General features: G+C 70.7%; 7 protein-coding genes. All 7 read left to right on the forward strand.

Features of this window, described 5'->3' with window-relative positions; translation table 11 throughout:
- Positions 1-1816 (forward strand): excinuclease ABC subunit UvrB (gene uvrB / locus D471_RS0102695; protein ID WP_017597200.1); only part of this gene is annotated, 1816 nt, incomplete at its 5' end.
- 170 nt (positions 1817-1986) lie between these two features.
- The gene (locus D471_RS32725; RefSeq protein ID WP_017597201.1) at positions 1987-2475 is read left to right on the forward strand and encodes a DUF3060 domain-containing protein; all 489 of its coding nucleotides are present in this window, start codon (positions 1987-1989) and stop codon (positions 2473-2475) included.
- 185 nt (positions 2476-2660) lie between these two features.
- Positions 2661-3656 (forward strand): GNAT family N-acetyltransferase, encoded by a 996-nt coding sequence (locus tag D471_RS0102705; protein WP_026127338.1) that lies wholly within the window; start codon positions 2661-2663, stop codon positions 3654-3656.
- A 108-nt stretch (positions 3657-3764) separates the two neighbouring features.
- Positions 3765-4688: a hydroxymethylglutaryl-CoA lyase gene (locus D471_RS0102710; protein ID WP_026127339.1), complete on the forward strand. Its 924-nt coding sequence runs from the start codon at positions 3765-3767 to the stop codon at positions 4686-4688.
- Between the two features lie 298 nt (positions 4689-4986).
- Positions 4987-6627: a CTP synthase gene (locus tag D471_RS0102715; protein WP_083924033.1), complete on the forward strand. Its 1641-nt coding sequence runs from the start codon at positions 4987-4989 to the stop codon at positions 6625-6627.
- A 39-nt stretch (positions 6628-6666) separates the two neighbouring features.
- Positions 6667-7323: an NUDIX domain-containing protein gene (locus tag D471_RS0102720; RefSeq protein ID WP_026127340.1), complete on the forward strand. Its 657-nt coding sequence runs from the start codon at positions 6667-6669 to the stop codon at positions 7321-7323.
- A gap of 2 nt (positions 7324-7325) precedes the next feature.
- A partial coding sequence (locus D471_RS0102725) for a site-specific integrase (RefSeq protein ID WP_017597206.1) occupies positions 7326-7724 on the forward strand: 399 nt, incomplete at its 3' end.

Here is a 7724-nt window from a genome sequence, read left to right on the forward strand (position 1 = left end):
GAACAACGCGGTCGAGTACTTCGTCTCGTACTACGACTACTACCAGCCCGAGGCCTACGTCCCGCAGAGCGACACCTACATCGAGAAGGACTCGTCGATCAACGACGAGGTGGAGCGACTGCGTCACTCGGCGACCAACTCGCTGCTCACGCGCCGGGACACGATCGTGGTGGCGTCGGTGTCGTGCATCTACGGTCTGGGCACGCCGCAGGAGTACGTGGACCGGATGGCGCAGCTGTCGGTGGGCATGGAGGTGGACCGCGACGAGCTGCTGCGCCGGTTGGTGGAGATGCAGTACTCCCGTAACGACACCGCGTTCACCCGGGGCACGTTCCGTGTGCGCGGCGACACCATCGAGATCATCCCGGTGTATGAGGAGCTGGCGATCCGCATCGAGATGTTCGGTGACGAGGTGGAGCGGTTGATGACCCTGCACCCGTTGACCGGAGAGGTGCTGGGGGAGAGCCGGGAGATGTTCATCTTCCCGGCGTCGCACTACGTGGCCGGAGAGGAGCGCACGGAGCGCGCCGTCGCCTCGATCGAGGCCGAGTTGGGGGAGCGGCTGGCCGAGTTGGAGGGCCAGGGCAAGCTTCTGGAGGCGCAGCGGCTACGGATGCGCACCACGCACGACCTGGAGATGATGCGGCAGCTGGGGACGTGTTCGGGGATCGAGAACTACTCCCGGCACTTCGACGGTCGTGAGCAGGGCAGCCCGCCGAACACGTTGCTGGACTACTTCCCCGAGGACTTCCTGTTGGTCCTGGACGAGTCGCACGTGACGGTTCCGCAGATCGGCGCCATGTACGAGGGTGACGCGGCGCGCAAGCGCACGCTGGTCGACCACGGGTTCCGTCTGCCGTCGGCGCTGGACAACCGCCCGCTGAAGTGGGAGGAGTTCACTGAGCGGATCGGGCAGACGGTGTACCTGTCGGCGACGCCGGGCCGGTACGAGCTGCGGCAGGGCGCCGGTGACGTGGTGGAGCAGGTGATCCGTCCGACGGGGCTGGTCGACCCGGAGGTGCTGGTCAAGCCGACCGACGGGCAGATCGACGACCTGGTGCACGAGATCCGGGAGCGCGCCGAGCGCCAGGAGCGGGTGCTGGTCACGACGCTGACCAAGAAGATGGCCGAGGACCTGACCGACTACTTCGCGGAGCTGGGCATCCGGGTGCGCTACCTGCACAGCGAGGTCGACACGCTGCGGCGGGTGGAGTTGCTGCGTGAGCTGCGCGTGGGCGAGTTCGACGTGCTGGTGGGCATCAACCTGCTGCGTGAGGGGCTGGATCTGCCCGAGGTGTCGCTGGTGGCGATCCTGGACGCGGACAAGGAGGGGTTCCTGCGGTCGGAGACCTCCCTGATTCAGACGATCGGTCGCGCCGCACGCAACGTCGCCGGTCAGGTGCACATGTACGCGGACCACGTGACCGACTCGATGCGGGCGGCGATCGACGAGACCAACCGGCGCCGGGACAAGCAGTTGGCCTACAACGCCGAGCACGGGATCGACCCCACGCCGCTGCGCAAGCAGATCGCGGACATCCTCGACTCTCTGAACAGGGAGGATGTCGACACTGAGGAGCTCATGGCGACGGGGTACCGTAAGGGCGAGTCCGCTCCGGTACCCGCGCTGGGTGAACGCGCGGTGGACACGAAGAGCATGCCGCGCGCGGAGCTGGCCGGGCTGATCGACCAGTTGAGCGCCCAGATGCACCAGGCCGCGACCGACCTCCAGTTCGAGCTGGCGGCCCGGTTGCGGGACGAGATCAAGGAATTGAAGCGTGAGCTTCGCGGCATGGACGAGGCCGGGGTGAAGTGACGGCGGGCCCTGCGGGGTGGGCCTTTTCCGGCGTGTCGCCACCCTCGTGAGGTATCAGATTGAGAACGTTCGTACAACGAGTGGGTCGCGTGGTTACCTTCGCGTGACATACCCTTGGGGTCGACCAGGGTCATGTCGTACATTCCGGATATCCGGTCGCGGGGGAGTCCATGAAGGTTCAGCTGTTGGCGACGACGGGTGTCCTCCTCGTCGGAACGTCTTTCCTGGTAGGCGGTTGTTCCCTGGTCAGGGGAGGGGCCGAGGCCGCCGACTCTTCGGACGTCTCGGGTGCGCCGACCGGAGCTGATCCCTCCCCGGGGCCCGTCAGTGACGAGGACACGCTGGTGGTGGCCGACGACGGGGCCGAGGTCCGCCAGGACTGCGGCGACCGTGAGATCGTGGTCAGCGCCGATGACGCCGTCGTCGTCCTGGACGGGGCGTGCGGCCTGGTCAGGGCCACCGGCCGGGGCACCACCGTGGACGTCGGGTCGGCCGAACGGATCGTGCTGGTGGGAGTGGACAACACGGTCTCCTTCGCGGCGGGGGAGCCCGAGGTGATCAACCACGGGCGCAACACCTCGGTCGTCGAGGGCGGGGTGGCCACCGCGTCGCCGCGTCGGACCGTCGACGAGGACGGGACTTCCGTGTCCGCGGATTGACCGCCCCGACACCCGCGGGCTACCTGGGATCCGTTACCGTGGTGCGCGTCCGTGCCCATACGAAACCGGGGCACGGGTGATGGACCGGACGGGCACGTCCGCGCGGGGTGGATCCGCGGGGACGGGCGAGGCGACCGGCCCGTCATGGAGTGCTCCGGGCGAGAGACCCGCTAGGGGAGGGGTGGATGAGCGGATATGTGGCGCGGGTGCGGCACGACGAGTCGCCCGGGGGCGATCTCGGGCTGGACCCGCTGGTGCGGTCCGCCGCCCAGCGTTGGGCCGCGACCGACCCGCTGCTGCCCGAACCCGTGGGCTTCGCCCCCGGTTCCTCCCCGCTCGTGACGGTCAGCGACGAGGAAGGCAACACCGTCGCGGCCGGGAGCATGCACTACACCTGGTACCAGCCCGGCGAGGTCGGCCGGATCTGGGGGGTGCCCGACCAGCACTGGCTCACCCCCATCGTCGGCGGGCCCGACCCCGGCCGCGCCCTGGACTCCCTCCTCACGAGCTGGCGTGACCAGCTGGAGGAGCTGCCGACCGGTACCGGTTCGGAGTCGGCCGCCCTGGTCAGCTGGCCCGCCCGCGACGTGTGCGGGATCATCCCGCTCCAGCGGCACGGCCTCCAGCCCTACACGGTGCTGGCCGCCCGTCAGCGCCGCCGTGGGGTGCCCCCGTCGCTGCCCCCGCGCGACGTGACCATCCGGTTGGCCGACCGCAGCGACCTCACCCAGGTCGTCACCCTGCTCATGGAGGAGCACCGCTACGAGCAGCACTTCGGTGGAGTGTTCCTGCAGCCGGACACCGCCGAGCAGACCCGCAAGGTCGCCGCGCGGGCGCTGGACCGGTCCCGTTCGTGGATCTGGCTGGCGGAGCGACGCGGCCGGGCCGTGGGCCTGTTGTGGGTCTCGCCCCCGGAACGGTCGCGGTGGGCCAAGTCCCTGGTCAACGCGCGCCCGATCGCGCACATCGGCTACGGCGTGGTGACCGCCTCCGAGCGTGGCAACGGGATCGGTACCGCCTTGGTCGGCCAGGCCCACCAGGCGCTGGACAGTCACGGCGTGGGCGTGTCCGTGCTCAACTACGCGGCGATGAACCCGCTGTCGGGGCCGTTCTGGCACCGGATGGGCTACCGGCCGGTGTGGACGACCTGGGAGGTCCGTCCGGCCCTGGCCCTGCGCTGACCGCCGCGCCGCGCCCGGAGTGGCGGGGGTCACCCCGGTCCGGTCGCGGCGCGGGGCGCTCCGTTAGCCTGGCCGCAGGACGCGATGGGGCGTGGGAGAGGTGGACCGATGGCTGTGGACGAGCGCGGGTCCGAGGGCGCGGAGCACGTGGAGATCGTCGAGGTGGGGCCGCGTGACGGCCTCCAGAACGAAGACACCGTGCTGTCGGTCGAGGACCGGATCGAGCTGATCGACCGGGCGGTGGACGCCGGTGTGCGGCGGATCGAGGCGGTCAGCTTCGTCAACCCGAAACGGGTGCCGCAGATGGCGGGGGCCGAGGAGGTCATGGCGGGTGTGCGCCGCGCCCCGGGGGTGTCCCACATCGGCCTGGTGCTCAACCGGCGCGGTCTGGAGCGCGCGGTGGCCGCGAAGGTGTCGGAGGTCAACGTGGCGGTGCCCGCCACGGACGGGTTCTGCACGCGCAACCAGGGGTGCTCGGTCGACGAGATGTTGGACGTGCTGGCCGCGATCGACGCCGACCTGGCCGGTACGGGCATCCCGCTGAGTGTGACGGTCTCGACGGCGTTCGGCTGTCCGTTCGACGGTGAGGTCGCCCCGGGGCGGGTCGTGGAGGTGGTGCGGCGGATCGCCGACACCGGTGCGGTGGAGATCGCCCTGGCCGACACGATCGGTGTGGGTGTGCCGCGCCAGGTGTCCGAACTGCTGCGTGCGGTCGGCCCGGTCGCGGGCGGACGGGCGCTGCGCTGCCACTTCCACAACACCCGTAACACCGGCTACGCGAACGCGCTCGCCGCGGTGGACGGCGGTGTGCGCGTGCTGGACTCCAGCCTGGGCGGCTTCGGCGGTTGCCCGTTCGCGCCCGCGGCGACCGGCAACATCGCCACCGAGGACCTGTTGTACATGCTGCACCGCAGCGGGCTGCGCACGGGCGTGGACCTGGCGGAGGCGGCGGCGCTGGGTGACTGGATGGGTGAGCGCCTGGGCAAGCGGCCGCCCGCCTACCTGGGGCGGGCCGGGGGCTTTCCGGTGTGATCCCGGGCCCGGGCCCAGGGTCCGGGCCGCGTGTGGTGTTGGTCGCGGCGGGGAGGCCGCGCGGTGGGGCGGCAACGCCCGCCGCCGCGCGGGGCCGGTGGATCCGTCCAGGTCGGAGGCGGAACACCGATGCGGCACCTGGCGTTCCCAGGTGTAGGCGCGCGGGGGGCCTGTTATCCTGGTGCCCCGTGGAGTCCGACGGACCTGGGCGAGGATCTACCGCTCGGCACCGGACCGCCGCACGGCCGCTCAGTTCACCCGAGTCCGCCGTAGCCACTCAACCCACGGGAGCATCACTTTGGCATCCGCCGCGAGTACCAAGCACATTTTCGTTACTGGCGGCGTCGCCTCCAGTCTTGGCAAGGGGCTGACCGCCTCCAGCCTGGGCCGACTCCTGAAGTCGCGTGGTCTGCGGGTCACCATGCAGAAGCTGGACCCCTACCTCAACGTCGACCCGGGGACGATGAACCCCTTCCAGCACGGCGAGGTCTTCGTCACCGACGACGGCGCTGAGACCGACCTGGACGTGGGCCACTACGAGCGGTTCCTGGACACCGAGCTGTCCGCCTCGGCCAACGTCACGACCGGCCAGATCTACTCCAGCGTCATCGCCAAGGAGCGCCAGGGCGCCTACCTCGGTGACACCGTGCAGGTCATCCCGCACATCACCAACGAGATCAAGTCGCGCATCTACGCGATGGACGCGCCCGACGTCGACATCGTCATCACGGAGATCGGCGGCACGGTCGGCGACATCGAGTCGCAGCCCTTCCTGGAGGCGGTCCGCCAGATCCGCCACGAGATCGGCCGGGACAACTGCTTCTTCCTGCACGTGTCCCTGATCCCGTTCCTCGGTCCGTCCGGGGAGATGAAGACCAAGCCGACCCAGCACTCCGTGGCCGCGCTGCGCAGCATCGGTATCCAGCCCGACGCGATCGTGTGCCGTTCGGACCGGCCCATCACCCAGAGCCTCAAGTCCAAGATCAGCCTCATGTGCGACGTGGACGAGGCCGGTGTGGTCTCCACCCCTGACGCCCCCTCGATCTACGACATCCCCAAGGTCCTGCACCGTGAGGGGCTGGACGCCTACGTCGTCCGCCGCCTGGGCATGCCCTTCCGCGACGTGGACTGGACCGAGTGGGACGAGCTGCTGCGCCGTGTGCACCAGCCCGACCACGAGGTCACCATCGCCATGGTCGGCAAGTACATCGACCTGCCCGACGCCTACCTGTCGGTGAGCGAGGCCCTGCGCGCGGGCGGTTTCGCCACCAACACCCACGTCAACATCCGCTGGGTCGCCAGCGACAACTGCGCCAGCCCCTCCGGCGCCGCCGCCGAGCTCGACGGTGCGGACGGCATCCTCATCCCCGGCGGGTTCGGTGTGCGCGGTATCGAGGGCAAGCTCGGCGCCATCCGCTACGCCCGTGAGAACCGTATCCCCCTGTTGGGTATCTGCCTGGGACTCCAGGGCATGGTCATCGAGTACGCCCGGAACGTGCTCGGTCTGGAGGGCGCCAACAGCACCGAATTCGACGACAAGGCCGTCGAGCCGGTCATCGCGACCATGGCCGACCAGACCGACGTCGTGTCCGGTGAGCGCGACATGGGCGGCACCATGAGGCTGGGCATGTACCCGGCCGACCTGGGCGAGGGCACCCTGGTGCGTGAGCTCTACGACGGTGAGGAGCGGGTCTCCGAGCGACACCGCCACCGTTTCGAGGTCAACAACGCCTACCGGGTCAAGCTGGAGGGTGCGGGCCTGGTGTTCTCCGGGCTGTCCCCCGATGGCAAGCTGGTGGAGTACGTCGAACTGCCCCGGGAGGCGCACCCGTTCTTCGTCGCGACGCAGGCGCACCCGGAGCTGCGTTCCCGTCCGACCAAGGCGCACCCGCTCTTCCGCGGCCTGATCTCGGCCTCCCTGGAGGGGCAGAAGTCCTGAGCCTGGGCCGGGTGGGGCATGAGCCTGAGAGGCGAGCACATGGCCGGTGACACCCGTCCGGAGACGATGGCGGGGGCGGACGCGAAGATCGCGGACGCCCCCGCGTCGTGGCCCGTGGAGCGCTCCGAGGAGCGTTTCCGCGGCCGCAAGTGCGGCATGCGCACGGACTGGGTGCGGATGCCCGCCGGGGACGGGGAGGGCACCACCCTGGCGGCCCGCGACTACATGGAACACCCGGGGGCCGCCGCCGTCCTGGTACTGGACGGGGACGGGCGGGTGCTGCTCCAGCGCCAGTACCGCCACGCGACGGGCCACACGATGTGGGAGCTGCCCGCCGGGATGATCGACGTGGCGGGGGAGGGGCCGCTGGCCACGGCCCGGCGCGAACTGGTCGAGGAGGCGGGACTGCGCGCCGAGGAGTGGTACGAGCTTCCCGACTTCTTCCCCAGCCCCGGGTTCTCCGCCGAGCGGATCTGGCTGTTCCTGGCCCGGGGCCTGTCGGAGGTGCCCGCCGCCGAGATCGACTTCGTTCGCCAGCACGAGGAGACCGACCTGGCCGCGGAGTGGGTCCCCCTGGAGGAGGCGGTGGGGCTGGTCATGGGCGGCGTTCTGCACAACGGAGCGACCGTCATCGGTATCCTCGCCGCCCACGAGGCCGCCCGGGATGGTTTCGCGTCCCTGCGCCGGGCCCGCTGACCGTGGGCGGGGAAGCGGGCGGCACCGCTCCCTCCGCCGCCGGGGCCGCCGGGACGTTGGCGCGCGCAGGCGCGGCCTTCCTCGACCACCTGTCCGCCGAGCGCGCGCTGGCGGACAACACCCTGCTGGCCTACCGCCGTGATCTGGCCCGCTATATCGGCCACCTGTCCGCACTGGGCGTCACCGACCTCGCCGACGTCGGCCCCGGACAGGTGGCCGGGTTCCTCCGCGCCCTACGTGAGGGCGACGACGACCGCCGGCCGCTCAGCGCCGCGTCCGCCGGGCGGGCGCTGGCCGCGGTGCGCGGGCTGCACCGGTTCGCGGTCCGAGAGGGCTGGACGGGGACCGACCCGGCGGCGGAGGTCGTCCCGCCGGCCCCGCCCATGCGGCTGCCCAAGGCG

This window comes from Nocardiopsis lucentensis DSM 44048 (assembly GCF_000341125.1).
Lineage (GTDB): Bacteria > Actinomycetota > Actinomycetes > Streptosporangiales > Streptosporangiaceae > Nocardiopsis > Nocardiopsis lucentensis.